The 16,282-nt window shown below is 33.2% G+C and carries 10 protein-coding genes; 7 read left to right on the top strand and 3 right to left on the bottom strand.

Translation table 11 applies throughout. The features are described from left to right. The first annotated feature begins 7 nt into the window (after positions 1–7). From A5893_RS05420 to A5893_RS05450, 7 genes are all read left to right on the top strand, one after another. Complete coding sequence (locus A5893_RS05420; RefSeq protein ID WP_082911343.1) at positions 8–2,902, top strand: SusC/RagA family TonB-linked outer membrane protein; 2,895 nt, start codon at positions 8–10, stop codon at positions 2,900–2,902. A 21-nt stretch (positions 2,903–2,923) separates the two neighbouring features. Next, entirely contained in the window at positions 2,924–4,612 is a 1,689-nt protein-coding gene (locus A5893_RS05425) for a RagB/SusD family nutrient uptake outer membrane protein (protein WP_232456806.1), read from the top strand. A 17-nt stretch (positions 4,613–4,629) separates the two neighbouring features. Beyond that, positions 4,630–5,196 (top strand): DUF1735 domain-containing protein, encoded by a 567-nt coding sequence (locus A5893_RS05430; RefSeq protein ID WP_068821546.1) that lies wholly within the window; start codon positions 4,630–4,632, stop codon positions 5,194–5,196. A 79-nt stretch (positions 5,197–5,275) separates the two neighbouring features. Further along, entirely contained in the window at positions 5,276–6,835 is a 1,560-nt protein-coding gene (locus tag A5893_RS05435) for an FG-GAP repeat domain-containing protein (RefSeq protein WP_068821547.1), read from the top strand. A gap of 20 nt (positions 6,836–6,855) precedes the next feature. After that, positions 6,856–9,057: a glycoside hydrolase family 3 C-terminal domain-containing protein gene (locus tag A5893_RS05440; protein WP_082911344.1), complete on the top strand. Its 2,202-nt coding sequence runs from the start codon at positions 6,856–6,858 to the stop codon at positions 9,055–9,057. A gap of 124 nt (positions 9,058–9,181) precedes the next feature. After that, positions 9,182–9,565 carry an SMU1112c/YaeR family gloxylase I-like metalloprotein gene (gene gloA2, locus A5893_RS05445; RefSeq protein WP_068821548.1) on the top strand — a complete coding sequence of 128 codons (384 nt, stop codon included), beginning with the start codon at positions 9,182–9,184 and terminating at the stop codon, positions 9,563–9,565. A 45-nt stretch (positions 9,566–9,610) separates the two neighbouring features. Beyond that, positions 9,611–11,362 carry a glycosyl hydrolase family 28-related protein gene (locus A5893_RS05450; RefSeq protein WP_068821549.1) on the top strand — a complete coding sequence of 584 codons (1,752 nt, stop codon included), beginning with the start codon at positions 9,611–9,613 and terminating at the stop codon, positions 11,360–11,362. A gap of 373 nt (positions 11,363–11,735) precedes the next feature. On the opposite strand, the gene nagB is transcribed toward A5893_RS05450, so the two are convergent. The 3 genes from nagB to A5893_RS05465 all read right to left on the bottom strand — a co-directional run bounded on the left by nagB (position 11,736) and on the right by A5893_RS05465 (position 16,267). Beyond that, the gene (gene nagB / locus A5893_RS05455; protein ID WP_068821550.1) at positions 11,736–13,655 is read right to left on the bottom strand and encodes a glucosamine-6-phosphate deaminase; all 1,920 of its coding nucleotides are present in this window, start codon (positions 13,653–13,655) and stop codon (positions 11,736–11,738) included. A 215-nt stretch (positions 13,656–13,870) separates the two neighbouring features. Beyond that, complete coding sequence (locus A5893_RS05460; protein WP_068821551.1) at positions 13,871–15,151, bottom strand: sugar MFS transporter; 1,281 nt, start codon at positions 15,149–15,151, stop codon at positions 13,871–13,873. A 66-nt stretch (positions 15,152–15,217) separates the two neighbouring features. After that, positions 15,218–16,267, bottom strand: a complete 1,050-nt coding sequence (locus A5893_RS05465) for a phosphotransferase enzyme family protein (RefSeq protein ID WP_068821552.1) — start codon at positions 16,265–16,267, stop codon at positions 15,218–15,220. Positions 16,268–16,282 lie beyond the last annotated feature (15 nt).

Genomic DNA, 16,282 nt, shown 5'->3' on the forward strand with positions numbered 1-16,282 from the left:
TAAATAAATGCATAAATTATATAATATTAAAGCAATCATTATCTGTAGTGCTTTGGCTATAACTAGTATACAGCTAAAAGCGCAGGAGAAGGACAGTGTTTATATTGGAAAACAGATAAATCCGGATACTTTACATATAAATAAAATACCTGGTCGCTTTTTTAATACCGATAAAAACAAATCAACAGCAGCAATATCAACTGTAGGAGGAGATGTATTAAATCATACGCCTTCACCTACCATAACTAATTCATTATTTGGATTATTACCCGGTTTAAATGTGAAGCTAAATTCTGGGGAACCAGGATTTGAAAAAGCAGATTTGAACGTTAGAGGGATTGGTTCTTACGGATTTACAAATGGAAATGGGTATAATGTAGCTACCATATTTGTTGATGGTTTTGAAGTGAGTCAAGATTATTTCAATTACATATCTGCTTCAGAAATTGAAAGTGTTTCTGTACTTAAAGATGCTGCAGCATTAGCTACTTTCGGAATGAAAGGTGCAAATGGAGTAATTTGGATAACTACCAAACGTGGTAAAATAGGTAAATCTACCATCACATTTCAAGCAAGATCAGGTTTACAAAGCCCAATTGGCATTAACAAACCTTTAAATTCTTTTGATTTTGCTAATTTATACAATCAGGCTAAAAGCAATGATAATGGAAGGGTTTGGACCCCAACTTATTCTGCGGCACAGCTCCAATCTTATCAAGACGGTACTGGAACAAATGTGGATTGGTTTGGTGAAACTTTAACCAGTAATGCTCCATATTCTGATGCTAATTTAATTTTTTCTGGTGGTGATAATACTGCGAAGTATAATGTTGTTTTTGATTATGCAAATAGTCAAGGATTGTTAAATGTCGCGAATACAGATACTACCTCTAATGAGAAATTTGGACGTTATAATTTAAGAGCTAATTTAGATTTTAACCTTGGGAGTATCTTTGAAGCAAGTGTTGATTTAAATGGAAGGTTAGAAGATAGAAAGTCGCCAAATTATTCTACATCAACATTATTTTCAGACTTATATAATTATCCTTCAAATATCTATTCACCTTATGATAATGTAAATAACACTAACTTTTCTGGTACTGCTTTGTTCCCTAACAATCCAATAGCCTCCATTAAAGGTTTGGGTTGGAAATCAAGTCGTACACGTTTTTTGCAAGGTAACTTTGCATTAAAAGAAAAATTAGATTTTTTAACAAAAGGACTTTATTTAAAAGAGACCTTGTCTTTTAACAGTTATGATTTAGGTACTTATAATAAAACAAGGAGTTATGCCAGATATTTTGGTGGTTCAACCACAACAACCGCTCAAAACACTCCTATTCAAGCATCAGTTTTAGGAGCTTCTGGTCAGTTTGATCTGCGTCAATTCACAACAACTCTTGGCTATGATGCTGATTTTGGAAAAAGCAGTTTAAATTCTGCACTTAATTATCATCAATATATGTATGCTGGAGATGGTTTGTTTGGTTATAGAGTAAATTATCAAAATATAAGTGGTAGAGTAAATTATGGATTTAACGATCGTTATGTTGCAGAATTTGGCTTCTCTTATTTTGGTTCTGATGCTTATGCGGAAGGAAATAGATTCCATTTTTATCCAACAATTTCTGGTGCCTGGATCATCTCAAATGAAGATTTTTTAAAGGATAATGTCATTGTAAACAATTTTAAGTTGAGAGCATCGGCTGGTAAATCTGCAACAGACTTATCAGGTGGGCCAGGTAGTTATGCTTCTGGCGGTAGATATTTGTATCAACAATTCTATGGCAGTAGCGGTACATTTTATACAGGTAATGGTACTGCAGCAGGTAATGGCAACTTAACGCCTTTATTCTTGGCTAATCCTAACATAGGTCCCGAGGAAAGTTTAAAGTATAATGTAGGTACAGATATAACCTTGTTTAAATCTTTATCAATTACTTTGGATGCCTATGTTGATAAACGTAGCGGTATATTAACTCAAGATAACTCTTTCCCTTCTAGTTTTGGTAACTATACCTACTTTGATAATATAGGTAAAATGACAAATAAAGGTTTAGAGGTGTCAACTACCTATAGCGGAAAAGCTAGCCGGGTAGGCTATCAAATTTTCGGTATGGTATCATTAAATAAAAATAAGATAGATTTTCAATCTGAAATACCACCCGCTTTTGCTTACAATGCAAGAACCGGAAGACCTTTTGGTACGCAAATAGGATTGGTTTCTGATGGATTTTATCAATTAGAAGATTTTAATTCTGATGGTACATTAAAAGCAGGATTACCAACACCACTTTTTGGCGCCATACAACCAGGTGACTTAAAATACAAAGATTTAGATGGTAATGGAAAGATAGATGGGCTTGATGTAACAGATATTGGAAAATCTTATTTACCAACTACTAATTATTCTTTTGGTGGCACCGTAGATTTTAAAGGCTTTGATCTGTCTGTATTATTTCAAGGAGTGACTGGTAACTCAATTAATTTAATTGGGAGTAGTTTTTTACAAGCACAAAATATAGCTTTTGTTGATAACGGAAACGCTTTTGCAATAGCGCAAGGAGCATGGGCATATTATCCAGCACAAGGTATTGATACCAGAGCTACTGCTACCTATCCTCGTTTAACTACCAATGCAAATGCTAATAATTATGGTACATCTAGTTCTTTTTGGATAAAAGATGGAGACTTTCTTCGCATTAGAAATATGGAGTTAGGATATAATTTTAATAAGCTAGTTAACTCTAAACTTAGACTTCAAAAACTAAGACTTTTTGTCAACGCAATTAACCCAGTAACATGGAGCAAAATTATGGATGATTATAATCTTGATCCTGAATTTAATAGCGGTTATCCAACTGTTAAATCCTACACTGCAGGTTTAATTGCAACTTTTTAATCACGAAATACAATGAAGAATATGAAAAATAATTTAATTGTGACTATAGCGGCTAGCATTTCTTTATTATTCGTGTCATGCGATAAAGATTTTCTAGATACCAAATTAAATACGCTACCAACTCCTGAAACAATTGCAACAGATAGAAACACCCTTTTCACATCGGCATGGTCATTTTATACTCCATTAAGAGAAGGTTTTACAGCAATTGATAACAATTTGTTTGCTACAGTAAGTGATGAAGCACAAAATAATCTTCCATCATACAATGCACTTTATTTTAACCAAAGTTTAATTAGTGATGCTATTAATCCTGATGGGTCTATTTATAGAGCCTATTATGAAGGGATTAGAGCTGCATACAGCTACCTGGATTATTCTCAAAATGCAGGCAGGCTTATTTTACAAGGTAGAGATCCTGTTGCAGATGCAGTAGCAATTGCTCAGGATCAACAAAATGTAGCTTGGTTTCAAGCAGAGGCGCATATTGCAATTGCCTTTTATTATGCAGAATTAATTAAAAGATATGGCGGCGTTCCAATTGTTACCCAAACCTTAGATAATTCTGGAAAAATTCAAATACCAAAATCAAGTTATAATGAGGTTGTAGAATTTATTGTTAAACAAATAGATGATTATAAATCAGGTTTGCAAGTAAACTGGAAAACTTCCGCTTTTGTAGCATCTGACGGTAGATTTTCTCTTGGGTCAGCGTTAGCTTTAAAAGCAAGGGTGTTATTATATGCGGCTAGTCCTTTAAATAATCCTACAAATGAGGTGGCCAAATGGCAAAGAGCGGCCGCTGCTTGTAATGATTTAATGACAACTACTGGTTTAAACCTTTCATTAAATACATCTTATGGTCCATATTTTTTAGGATCAACAACGCTAACAAGTAACGAAACTATTTTTGCTATCAGAAAACCAGCAAACAACACTTTAGAAAGGCAAAATTATCCTATTGCAACACCGGGTGGGCAAGGAAGTATTTCCCCTACAGATAATTTAGTGTCGGCTTATGAATATAAAGGCACACCTGTAGCTAATAACCCTTATGCCAATCGTGACCCAAGGTTAGATGCAACTATTGTTTATAACGGAAGTACTTGGAACAGCAGAGTTATAGATCAATCTGCAGGATCAATTGATGATATGAACAAACCTAATGCTAGTAAAACTGGTTATTATTTGAAGAAATTTTTAAATGATAATTTAAACTTGGTACAAAATGGTACAGCCCAACATAATTGGGTAGTTTTTAGATATGGTGAAGTTTTATTGAATTATGCAGAAGCCATGAACGAGGCTTATGGTCCCGATAATAATAATGGTTATGCAAAAACGGCTAGGCAAGCAATAAATGAAGTGAGAAATCGCCCGACTGTAGTAATGCCCCCTGTTAATTTAATAGCTACGACTTCAAAAACCGGATTTCAAATTGCAGTAAAACAGGAAAGACGAATTGAGCTTGCTTTTGAAGGACATCGTTATTGGGATTTATTAAGATGGAAAGATGCAGGTACAGTTCTAAATCAGCCAATTGTAGGTGTAATAGCAACTAAGGTAACAACCACTCCTAGAGTTTGGTCTTATGAGAAAGTAAATGTGGCAACCAGAAAATTTAATGCACCCACTAATTATCTTTATCCATTTACAAGGACAGAAATAGTAAACTCACAAGGTACATTGATACAAAATCCTGGATATTAATTTATAGAATTATAATTATGAAAATACTATTTAATAGAGTAAACATTTTATTATTTCTTTTCGCAGGAATAGCATTTGCAGCCTGTGAAAAAGATTTAAGTGAAATAAATGTTGGAATAGAGACTATTTCAATTCCTCAAGCTTTTTCAGACGGAACCAGCAATAACGATCATGCAGTACCAGGAACTTTAAATTATGGTAATGCAGTAAATTTTAAAGATGATGACGCAAACAATAAAGTTAACGTGTTTTTAGGTGTATCCAAATCAGGCGAACAGAGTACAGAACCATTTTCGGTTGATATAACTTTAAGACCGGATACTATTAATCAGTTAATAGCTGCCGGAAAACCTTATCTCTTATTGCCATCAACAGCATTCACTATACCAGCAAATATTACTTTGGCTGCTGGTCAAACTAATGCTAGCTTTAATATGGTTATTGATAAAGCAACATTAAAAACTTTTGCAGGAAAACAAGTTGCAGCTTGTATCTCGATTTCAAATCCTTCAAAATATGTTTTAAATCCTTTAGCTCGTAATGTAATTGTGATAATTGATGTGAATAAATTAAATCTCAAATAACTTAATTTTTAAGTTAATTTGATTAAAACCGGATGTATTGTTTACATCCGGTTATTTTTTATTTATAAAGATTTAAGAAGTGTTAAAAGAAAAAAAAAGTAAGAATTTATTGATCGTAGCTATTCTAGCAATAGCTAATATTTGCTTAATTTTCTATTTCGTCTTTAGTAATAAAAAACCAAAAGATCAATTAACTACTAACATTAAAGAAGGTGAAGTTTTGGCAGCTCAATATTGTCAATCTTGCCATAAATTACCTAATCCCTCATTGTTATCAAAACAAATTTGGATAGAAGGTGCAATGCCTACCATGGGTCCATTTTTTGGCATTAATTCTTTTAAAGGTATAGCCTATCATAAAATTAAAGATGTTGATGCCTCTTATTTTCCGTCTGAACCCACATTAGATTCTTTGCAATGGCAAAAAATATCAGATTATTATTATAATGCAGCTCCAGAATTTTTACCTAATCAAGATAAGGATATTTCAAAAGTTAAAGTCCTTCCTTTTTTTGAAGTAGAAATGCCTGAGAGTAAAGATTTTTTTGTTAAAATATCTACCACAACTTTTGTTAAAATAGATACCACCGTTAATCCACATAGGGTAATTGTTCATGATGCATCTGCACAAAAGCTACTTATTTTTGATAAAAATCTGAACCTATTAAAAGCTAATAATGGATTAGGTTTGATTACCGATTTAGACTTTAATGCCAACCAAATTTTAGCTTGTAATATAGGTGAAACCCTTGAAGGAAATAACCAGCGAAAAGGGAATATCAGGTTATTAAAAATAAATGAAAAGGGAGAAGTATCTAAAGGGAAAATTCTTTTCGATAAACTTGCTCGTCCTATAAAAATAACTCATGCAGATTTTGATAATGATGGTCGTCTGGATTTGTTAGCATCTGAGTTTGGTAATGTAATTGGAGGCCTATCTTTAATGCTTAATAAAGGCAATGATGCATATGATCAAATTGTTCTCAAAAATGTGCCTGGAGTTTCAAACACAATACCTTTTGATTATAATAAAGATGGCTTAAAAGATATTTGGGCTTTATTTGCGCAAGGTAACGAAGGTGTATTTTTGTTTACTAATAAAGGAAAAGGAAAATTTGAAGAAAAACAAGTGTTAAGTTTTCCTCCAAGTTATGGTTCAACATGGTTTGATTTGGTAGATTTTAATAAAGATGGTCATCCGGATATTATTTATACTTGTGGTGATAATGCAGATTATACACCAATTCTAAAACCTTACCACGGCGTATATATTTTTCTTAATGACGGTAAGAACAATTTTTCTCAAAAGTACTTTTATCCTATAAACGGATGTTACAAAGCTATTGCAAGGGATTTTGATAAAGATGGAAATATAGACATTGCAGCTATCAGTTTTTTCCCATCCTCTTTACAGCCAGAAGAAGCTTTTAACTATTTAAAAAATAACGGAAATTATCTTTTTTCTCCTTTTAAATTACCACTTAACACTCCTTTTGAAAAAGGAATAACAATGGATGTTGCAGATTTAGATGGAGATGGAAAGTTAGATATTGTTTTGGGAAATGGATATTATAGCAGTGATGAAAACAATAAGCATTTAGAACCTCTATTTATAGTTCTAAAAAACAAAAACAAATAAAATTTTTCGATTAAAAACTTATGAAACTATCTTCCTTTTTGACTGCACTTATTTTAATTGCAGTTGCAACTTCAACTTTTTCTCAACAAAAAGAGAATCAAAAAACAGAAAATAAGATAAAGATTTTGCTTAAACAGATGACATTAGAAGAAAAAATTGGAATGATCCATGCCAATTCTTCCTTTACATCTGCTGGAGTTCCAAGATTGGGAATTCCAGAATTGGTGATGTCTGATGGTCCTCATGGGGTAAGACCTGAACATGGCAGAGACTGGGTTTTAGATAAAGGTGTGGATGATGCCGGGACTTATTTGCCTACGGGAATAAATTTAGCATCAACATGGAATCCAAAATTAGGATATGAATACGGAGTTGTATTGGGCGAAGAAGCCCGTTTCCGTGGAAAAGATATGATTTTAGGACCGGGGGTAAACATCATTAGATCGCCGTTAAATGGGAGAAATTTTGAATACTTAAGTGAAGATCCATTTTTAACATCAAAAATGGCAGTTGGCTATATTCAAGGCGCACAGAAACAAGGTGTTTCTGCTAGCGTAAAACATTTTGCAGCCAATAATGAAGAAGCAGATAGAAATACAGTAGATGTAAAAATGAGCGAACGAGCGCTTAGAGAAATTTACCTTCCTGCATTTAAAGCGGCTGTTCAGGAAGGAAATATTTATTCTGTAATGGGCTCCTATAACAAATTTAGAGGTCAGTTTGCAACCCATAACGAATATCTAGTTAATACCATTCTAAAAGGAGAATGGGGTTTTAAAGGTGTTTTATTAAGCGATTGGGGAGCGGTACATAATGTAAAAGAGGCTTTATATAATGGTACAGATTTAGAAATGGGAACAGATTTACGCTTAATGAACAACAGCGTTTCTCAATCAGATGCATCAGGAAAAGCCCTAAACAAAAGCATATACGACAGATTTTTCATGGCTGATTCTGCCTTAAATATGGTAAAACAAGGTAAAGTTTCTGAATCTATTATTGATGATAAAGTAGCAAGAATTTTAAGGGTGATGTTTGCCATAAATATGATGGATAGTACTGAAAGATCGAAAGGAGTATACAATTCTCAACAACATCAACAAGTTGCTTTAAAAGTAGCAGAGGAGGGAATTGTGTTATTAAAGAATCAACAGAACTTATTGCCTTTAAGCAAATCCATCAAAAGTATTGCTGTTATAGGTGAAAATGCAACTCGTGAAAATTCTATGGGCGGAGGTTCTTCTCAGGTAAAAGCAAAATATGAGATTACTCCTTTACAGGGATTAAAAAATCTATTAGGTGCAACTACTAATATCACCTATGCAAGAGGATATAAGATAGATAAAAAACAAAAAGCTGATGATGATTTGATTGCCGAAGCGGTTAAGGCAGCAAAAAGTGCCGATGTTGCCATCATTTATTGTGGTTGGACACATGGTTATGATTATAGCAAATGGGGCGATAACACCTTTGATGCTGAAGGGGTGGATAAGCCAGATATGAAAATGCCCTTTGAACAAGATAAATTAATTGCAGCGGTTTTGGCGGCAAACCCAAAAACTATTATTGTATTAATTGGAGGTGGCCCAATAGATATGTCGAAATGGGTAAATCAAACTCCAGCAATTATCCAGGGATGGTACCCTGGCATGGAAGGCGGTAATGCATTAGCGAAAATTATTTTTGGAGATGTAAACCCATCTGGGAAATTACCCATGACGTTTCCTAAAGTTTTAGAAGATGTTCCCGCTCATAAATTAGGAGAGTTTCACGGAACAAATGGAATTGTAAACTATAAGGATGATATTTTTGTTGGTTATCGCTATTACGAAACTTTTAATGTTAAACCTCAATTTGCTTTTGGACATGGTTTATCATATACAAATTTTAACTATTCCGATGCAAAAATTAAAGCAAAAAAGGAATCTCTGCAAATTAAAGTTAAGCTAAAAAATACTGGTAAGGTAGATGGTGCAGAGGTTGTTCAAGTATATGTGAAAAAACCCGGAATAGTTAAAATGCCAAATGAAGAACTTAAAGCATTTGAGAAAGTGTTTTTGAAAGCAGGGGAATCTAAAACCTTAAAGCTACAAATCTCAAAAGAGGATTTAAAATATTATGATGAGGGTAAAAAGGATTGGGTTTTAGGAGACGGCAATGTTAATGTGATGATTGGAAGTTCCTCAGATAATATCCAGATTAAAAAAGAAATAGAATTATAATAAGTGAAGCCAGGTTATTATCTGGCTTTTTTAGTTTAAATAATAGAAAGCTTAAAAATTTAAGCTTGTCTCAAAGAAAAAATTAAATTGATTTAAGCTCTTTCAAAGCAGTATTATATTTATCATGATAAAAAGCCTCCATCACATAGCCATAGTTTGTAGTGATTATGATAAATCAAAAAAATTTTATACAGAAGTTTTAGGATTTGAAATTAAGCAAGAAGTTTATAGAGAAGCAAGACAATCTTACAAATTGGATTTATCTTTAAATGGGGTTTATCTAATCGAATTATTCTCGTTTCCCGATGTACCAGATCGTCCATCAAGACCAGAAGCAGCCGGATTAAGACATATTGCTTTTGGGGTAGATAATTTGGATGAAAGTGTAAACTTATTAAAGATAAAGGGCGTTAATGTAGAACCGATAAGGGTAGATGAATTTACAGGTAAGCGTTTTACTTTTCTTGCCGACCCTGATAAACTCCCTATTGAATTTTACGAGTTATAATACAAACAAACTTAATAAGTTTTAAAATCAACACAACCCAATAACATGAAACTTTTTTTTATAACTGTATTTTTATTCGCTAGCAGTTTTGCGGTTTTTGCTCAACAAGAAGCCAATATTTACAGGGAATTTGTTAAGAACAGCCAAAAAAGTAATTTACCTGATTTTTCTTATGCTGGTTACCACTATGGAGAGCTGGCTATACCCTCAGTTACAAAGAATGTAATAAACGTAACTGAACAAGGTATTAAAGCAAACTCCATGAAAGACCAAACCAAAGAAGTTCAAAAATTAATTGATAAAATTGGTGCAGAAGGTGGTGGCGTTTTGTTTTTTCCGAAAGGCACTTATTACTTTAACATGGACCCCAGAGAAAAGCGTTCTTTAAAAATTAATTATAGCAATATAGTTTTAAGAGGAGAAGGAAACACTGTGGATGGAACTGTTTTTTTTGATGGAAATCAGCTTACGCAAAATGATGGAAGTCCTTGGTTATCTCCTGCCCTTATTCAAACAGGGTTTAATTTACAAAACACAAAAAGTTTTTGGGGTTTAGATTATCCGGCAGATGCCACCTATCGCTCTAAAGCAATTTCGACTAATGCAGGTGTGGTAAGCGAAGGAATCCAGGTTGCAGAAGTTCTAACTCAAATTTTTAAAGGAGCAAAAAAAGGCGATCAAAAACTAGAATTAAAAAGCACTGAAGGTATAAAGAGTAACGATTATATTTTATTAGGTCTCTATAATATTGATACCACCGGAACCCTCATCAAAAATATTTTACAACCTATTCAACAATTTTACGACTTTGAGGCATCCGCAAAAGAAGCCGGACCCAGTAGTGCGCCATCTTATCAATGGTTAGTTCAAGTGCAATCTGTAAATAAAAATAGCATTACCTTAAAGCAGCCTTTAAGAAGAGATTTCGACTTAAAATACAAGCCAGTTTTAGCTAAAGCACCAATGCTGACCGAAATAGGAGTGGAGGATATTTATATTAAATCTGCCTGGGCAGGATATTATTGTCACCACGGTTGCGAGGGAAGTCCTAAATACCAAAGCGAGGAAATGGATTACGGTTGGAATGCGATTAATTTTTGCAGAGTAGCAAACGGTTGGATTAAAAATGTGACTTTAGAAAACTTTACCAGCCCAATTTATTTATTAGATAGTAGAAATGTAACAGTTAAAAATGTGAATTTTTTAGGTTTTGATGGTCATAGTGGTATTAAAATTTACAGTCATGCCTGTGATAATTTAATAGAAAACTTAAGTTTTAGAAATAGCTTTTCACATGTTTTAAGTGGCGAAGGCAATGCTTATGGCAATGTTTTTAGAAATATCAATTATCAAGCTTTAAGCGGTCAACCAGGTTTCTTTGATTTCCATGGAACCAACGACAGGCGTTTTTCTGCTCCGGCAGAGAACTTATTTGAAAATATTAAAGGGATGAATAAAATTAGTGGTGGTGGAGCAGCAAATAACTTGCCTCATACCGCAAATTATAACACTTGGTGGAATATTGAATTAGCCGATTTTAACACCAATAATTCTGAGCTTTTTTATAGTTGGAGATTGCCTATAAATGGATTAGTAAATAAAAATTTGAGTCATCAAATGTATCCCAAAAGCATTTTGGTAGGTGTTTATCAACCCCAATTTAAAATAGGTATAAACGGAGATACATCAGATTTGAATAACCAATGGATTTATACAGAGAATTTAAATAAAGGTAAAGTTTATCCTTTATCTTTATATGATGCACAGCTAAAAAGAAGAGTATCTGAAAATAAATAAATCATAAATAATGAAATGTTAATCTATTTGGATATTAAATCAATTAAATTTCTAGGACAGCATAAGTATGGATGTAGATTATGTTAGGGTATATAAAAGAAATAGGTTTAAATATTAATTAGGTTCTCTATATTATTGCAATAGTTTAATTGTATAATTTGTAGGTTAGTTTCATAACATTTAGTATCAACCATGAAGAATTTATGTTTTACGATGTTGATTATTTTCGGATATTTCAACGTTTATGCTCAAGTAAATAATAAGCCTAATAATCCTAGTTTAATTTTTCATCCCTCATCATTTAAATATTGTTTATCCAAATTTAATTGGCGATAATCCTGAGTTCCGCTTATGGTTTTTAATTAATTAGCATTTAAAAATGATATCTTTTGAAAGCTTCTATTGCAGCATATTCCGCTAACCCTAATTGGTTATAAACATTTGCAGTTTCTGCTGTTCTTTCTTCTGCCCTTACCCAAAATTCTCTTGCATCATCTCCAGGAAAAACCGGAGCATCTTTTTGCGATTGATGTTTAAAAATAGCTAAACGTTTTCTTTTTACCTCTGCTGGGGATAAGGGCACTGCCATTTCTATTTCATGGATTTCAAATTCATGCCAAGCACCTCTGTAAAGCCACAACCAGCAATCTTTAGCCCAATCATCAGTTTCTTTTAACCTTTGTAAGGCTTGTAAAACAATGTTAAAACAAACTTTATGAGTTCCATGTGGGTCTTCAAAATCACCAGCTGTAAATACTTGATGAGGTTTTATTTCTCGCAATAAATCCATAGTCTGCAAAATATCATCTTCAAGGCCAGAAAAATTTGAATATTTAAATCTGTCGTAAAAAGGTAAGTCCATAAAATGAATGCGTTTATCTGGAACACCTGCAAATCTTGCCCCTGCAATGGCTTCTCCTTTTCTAACTAAACCTTTGATAGAAAGCAGTTCTGCCATATCTGTTTGGTTTGGCTGTTTAGTCTTTAAAAACGCATGAATATTTTGGTAAGTTTTTTCTAGCACACTAACGTCCAAATTTTGCATTCTATTAAAATCTATACTAAACTCTAAAAAACGCAAAGCGTCATCGTCCCAAACTGCGGTATTTCCAGATGTTTGGTAAGCTACATGTAATTCATGACCTTGATCTGCAAGGCGTATAAATGTACCACCCATGGAAATAACATCATCATCTGGGTGTGGAGAAAATATAATTGATCGTTTTAATGAGGGTTCTCTCCGTTCTGGTCGTTGCTTGTCGTTTGCATTAGGTTTTCCGCCAGGCCAGCCAGTAATAGTATGTTGTAGTATGTTAAAAATATCAATATTCAAATTATAAACAGGACCTTTTTCAGTTGCCAACTGCGCCATTCCATTGCTATTATAATCATCTTCTGTAAGTTTTAAAATCGGTTTATTTATTTTTTTAGCCAACCAAATTACTGCTTTTTTTATGGTTTCAATATTCCAATCACAATCACGTACTAGCCATGGGGTGTCAAACCTGGTTAGGTCTGATGCCGCATCAACATCTAAAATAAACTCAACGTTATCCGATAATTGCAAATATGTTGCAGGTACATTTGGAGAAATCTCACCTTCTAAAGCTTTTTTAACAATACTTGCTTTCTTTTTATTAAAAGCTAATAAAATAATTTCTTTTGCTTTAAAGATGGTTCCAACACCCATTGTTATAGCTTTCGTCGGAACATTTTCTTTTCCTCCAAAATCTCTTGAAGCATCACGACGAGTTAAATCATCTAGTGTAACTAATCTTGTTCCTGAGTTTGGTGCCGAGCCTGGTTCATTAAATCCAATATGCCCTGTCCTGCCAATACCTAATAATTGTAAATCTAGCCCTCCATATGCTGAAATTTTCTTTTCATAAGCTAAACAGAATGCTGCAATGTCTTTTTCTTCGAGTGTGCCATCAGGAATGTTTATGTTTTGTTTTTCGATGTTAATATGATTGAAAAGATTTTCATTCATAAAAGTAACATAGCTTTGAGTGGCATCGCTTTTCATTGGATAGTACTCATCCAAATTAAAAGTAACTACATTTTCAAAGCTTAGGTTTTCCTCTTTGTGGAGCCTAATTAATTCTTTATAAACTTTAATAGGTGTGGAGCCTGTTGCTAAACCTAAAACAGTAGGTTTTTTACCATTATTATTTTTCCGGATGAGATTTGCAATTTTTTGAGCAGCGGCAATAGATGCTTGATTTTCATTAGGAAAAATAGAAACTGGTATTTTTTCAAAACGGGTTTCTTCTAAAAGGTTTAAACGAGACATTTGTTAAGGTTTAGTTTTAATAAAATTAAAATCAATAAATGAAAAGCACTTATTTGACAATTTAAGCCTCATTTAAGGGAGAAACAAAAGTAACTGATAATTTATCATCTAAAATGGTGAAGTAAGTATTGAAAATTATATTAAAAAGATATTTTTTAAGTGATAACAATTCATACATTAAAATTTTTGAATTCACAGAATGTTAAGACTATATTTTATTTTATAGTAGCAGTTTTATGACCACTAACTGCGTAGTATAAAATGTAAAGATAACAAGGCAGCATATTTAGTAAGAATGCTAGCTGCGAGCCCATTGTATGTTCTAATAGTGCATAAACCTGTGGGACAATTGCCCCACCAGAAATACCCATAATCAAAAGTGCTGAACCTATTTTGGTATATCTTCCTAATCCTTTTATTGATAATGGAAAAATTGCTGGCCACATTAAAGAGTTTGCTAAACCTAATAAAGCAATAAAAAAAATACTGGTATAACCTGTTGTTAAGTAAGCAGCCACAGTAAATAAAACCCCTACAATTGCCGATAGCATAAGGGCTTTTTCTTGCTTAATATATTTAGGAATGCAAATTATACCGATGATATAACCTAATACCATCGAAGCTAAAGTATATGAGGTGAATATTTTAGTTTGGTCTAAACTCATGCCTAAAGATTTTCCATAAGTACCTATAACATCGCCAGCCATCACCTCAACACCTACATACAAAAATAAACAGATTACACCCAAGTTTAAATTCTTGTAGCTGAAAACGCTGGCTTTTGGTGCTACTAAGTTTCCGTCTAGGCCTAATTCGTCTTCATCTGTATTGATTTCTGGCAATGATGAATAAATGATGAGCAACGCTAATACAAAAAGTACAATGGCGATAATAATATATGGAGTGATTACTCTCTGGGCTAGTTCTGAAAGCAAAATTTCGCGTTGGCTTGGTTCTATAATACTTTTTGCTTTATCTTCTATAGCCTGTGCATCTTTTAATACCAATGCGCTTAATATCAACGGACTTAAAGCGCCAGCAACTTTATTACAGATACCCATAATACTAATTCTTTTCGCTGCACTTTCTATGGGACCAACAATGGTGATATAGGGATTAGATGCAGTTTGCAATAATGCTAATCCCATTCCTTGTACAAATAAGCCTATTAAAAATAGTGGATAACTACGCATATTTGCGGCCGGTACAAAAAACAAAGCGCCTACTGCCATAACTATTAAACCTAAGGCCATTCCCTTTTTAAAACCTGTGACTTTTAATATGTATGAGGAGGGGATGGCTAAAAAGAAATAGGCCATATAAAATGCAAAAGTAACTAACAAAGCTTGTGAAGTAGTAAGCTCGCATGCAAGTTGCAAAAATGGGATAAGAGTACCGTTAAGCCAAGTAACAAATCCAAATACAAAAAACAAAGCCCCGATAATGATGACTGGATTAATACCTTTTTTAGATGATATAGAGTTGGTGGTTGACATATTTGTTTAGTTTTTTTTAAATACGGCTTGTCAAAATTCTAATTGATGATTCAAATTTTAAACCTCTCAATAACTTGCGGAAATCTCAGTAAGGATTGATTCTTGGGCAATATATTTTTCCAACAGGCAAAATTGATTTTCTGCTCTGATGAGATTTTGACCGGGATAGGTGGTTGTGTAATAAGTGTCACCATTAAGAAAGTCGGTTAAAAAGCGAATAGCTTGCATGTAAATCATAAACTTGCCCGAGTAAGTAAATAAACTCTTTTCTTCGGGAGTAAGCACATCACCCATTTCAGAACAGTAGCCTTTTACAATCGACTCAAACATATCTAAACGGATATTTATCTTGGAGAGATCTTCTTCTTCTTCACTTACAGGGCAAAGATAAGTACGCATCATATCACCAAGATCACTAAAGAAATATCCAGGCATAACGGTATCAAGATCTATCACACAAATCCCGTTATCTTCTTTATCAAATAAAACATTACTGATTTTTGTATCATGATGAATTACCCTTTTCGGGATATTTGATTTGTTAATGATATCAGAATATTGATTTGCAATTGATTGATATTTAAATGCTAACCTAATATATTCTTCGCAAGATTTTAGACAATCTGTTGATGCAGTTTTATAAGCGATTTTAAATTGTTCAAATCTAAGCGTAAGATTATGAAAATCAGGTAGTGTTATAAATAACTTGGAAGTGTCAAAGTCTGATAACTGCCTAGAGAATTTCCCAAACTGTCTTGCTGCTTCATAAGCCTGATGTATATTTTCAACCGTGGTAATGGTATGTGATTTCATTACAAAAGGCATGAGGCGATAGAAATAGCCATCAGTGTCTTGAAAGTAATTTTTACCAGACTTAGCTCCAATCGACGAAATAAATAGATACGAAGGGCTATGTTTGGAAAGGTAATTTCCAATCATCGAAATATTTTTGGCAATATTTCCAGGATTTTTAAAAATATGATGGTTGATTTTCTGAAGGATAAATGCTTTATTTTCAGATTTCAGTTTCCAAGTATGATTAATAAGTCCGTTTTCTATTTTTTCAACAGAATAATTGCTTTGATTAAAGCCAAAAGCCTCAACTATTTTTTCCAACCTATAAAGAGATAT

The sequence above is a fragment of the Pedobacter psychrophilus genome, from assembly GCF_001652725.1.
In the GTDB taxonomy this organism is placed as follows: Bacteria; Bacteroidota; Bacteroidia; order Sphingobacteriales; family Sphingobacteriaceae; genus Pseudopedobacter; species Pseudopedobacter psychrophilus.